Raw genomic sequence first — 1,763 nt, 5'->3', positions numbered from 1 at the left:
GTGGCGTTGCCGGCCGCGTCGGTCGCCGCCGTCGTGTCACCCGCCGAGTTCGTCGTGTAATTGATGTACGACCCGGACGGCTGCGTCACCTTCTGAATGAAGCCGGCGCTCGTGAAGGTGTAGTTCGTCGTGTACGTGCTCGACGTGGCCCGCTCGAATACCGACTCACTGATCCGGCGCCCCAGATAGTCGTACGTGGACTCGGCGGACGCTCCGAGCGGGTTGACCGTGCGCAGCAGCTCGTCGTTGAGGTCGTACGCGTACGTCGTCACGGCCCCGTTGGCCTCGGTCGCCTTGGACAGCCGGCCCTGCTGGTCGTAGGCGAACGTGGTGGTCTTGCCCAGCGAATCCGTCGTGGTGAGAACGTCGCCGGAACCGGTGAACGTCTTGGACACCGTCGCGCCGGTGATCGCCGTCCCGCCCGGCGGGGTGTACGACGGCAACTTCGTGGACAGCGGCCGCCCTGACGCGTCACGGGTGATGGTCGTGACGTTGCCGTCGGGATCGCGTAGTTCGACCTCGTCACCGAAGGTGTCGAAGCCGGTGGTGGTGACCGGCCTCGACGACACCGGGGTGCCACCGTTGGACTCGGCGTTGACCGCGGCGCTGGTGGTGACCACGAGGTTGTCGGACTCGTCGTACTCGTAGTACTCGATGTTGCCCAGCGGATCGGTCTCCGACAGCTTCAGCCCACGCTGGTCATAGGTGTACGTCGTCGTGTTGTACGCGTCGCCGAGCGGACGACCGGCCTGGCCGTTGCCGTAGAGGCTGGACACGTCGGCAGCGCTCAGCGCTCGCTGATACACCTGTACGTTGCCGATCGAGCCGTTGAAGGGCGCCTCCTGGGCACCGTTGTACTTGGAGCGGCCGATCACGAACGCGCCGCTCGACGCGATCGGCGTCGTGTCGGTCGCCGTGCCCTGCGCGGTTCCGTTGGCGTACAACGTCATCTGGCCGTTGGCGGCGTTGTAGACGCCGACGAGATGCGTCCACGTGTTCAGCGTCGGAGCCGCCGTGGACTGCGCCATCGCCGAGGTGGGCGAGGTGGTGTCGGTCAGGTTCCGGGTGAACGACCAGCGGTTCGGGCCCTTGAGGTACTGGAGGTTGAACCCGGAGTTCACCGAGGCGTCCTGCGACACCGCGGTCTGCCCGGCGGTGTTGACCGCCAGCTTCACCCAGGCCGAGACACTGAAGCTCTGCGTGGTGTTCAGGACGGGACCGGCCGTGGTCGCCCAACCCGTGGTGCCGTTGAAGACGCCCGCGCCGCCGGACCAGGTCACCCCGCTCGTGGCGGTGGCGGTGTTGTCGCCGCCGGAATTGTCGACGACCTCGGTGCCGCCGGCCGGGTTCAACCGCCACCAACCGTCGGGCTTACCGGCGCCGAGCGTACGCGCCCAATCGGAGGTGATCCGACCGGCCGAGTCGTAGCTGCTGCCCACCGCCGAGGTGTAACCGGAGTTGTCGGAGAAGTACTTCGCCGTGACCAGATCATCGTTGTTGTACGTGTAGCTGGTCTTGCGGGCCACGCCGTTCGGGTCCAGGGTCTCACCGGTCACCCGGCCGACCGCGTCCACCGTGTACCGGGTGTCGGTGACGTTGTTGTTGCTCAACTCCCGAACCACGTTGCCGGCCGCGTCGTACTCGTTCTGCTCGGCCACATACGTTTGGCTGCCGTCGGCGTTCTTCTTGATCACCGCGACTTCGAGGTTGTTGTCGGTATACGTGAACGCCGTCACGAACCCCATCGCATCGGTGATCGTGGC

1 protein-coding gene is annotated in these 1,763 nt (G+C 66.4%); it reads right to left on the bottom strand.

The annotated features are described in order from the left end of the window. Positions 1-1,736, bottom strand: a 1,736-nt coding sequence (locus AB0M47_RS42680; protein WP_363424751.1) for a LamG-like jellyroll fold domain-containing protein, incomplete at its 3' end; no start/stop codon positions are given. Positions 1,737-1,763: the final 27 nt, after the last annotated feature.

Source organism: Hamadaea sp. NPDC051192 (assembly GCF_040682475.1).
Taxonomy (GTDB): Bacteria; Actinomycetota; Actinomycetes; order Mycobacteriales; family Micromonosporaceae; genus Hamadaea; species Hamadaea flava.
Note: the sequence above shows the minus strand (reverse complement) of the source record. Positions and strands in the feature narration are given on the sequence as shown.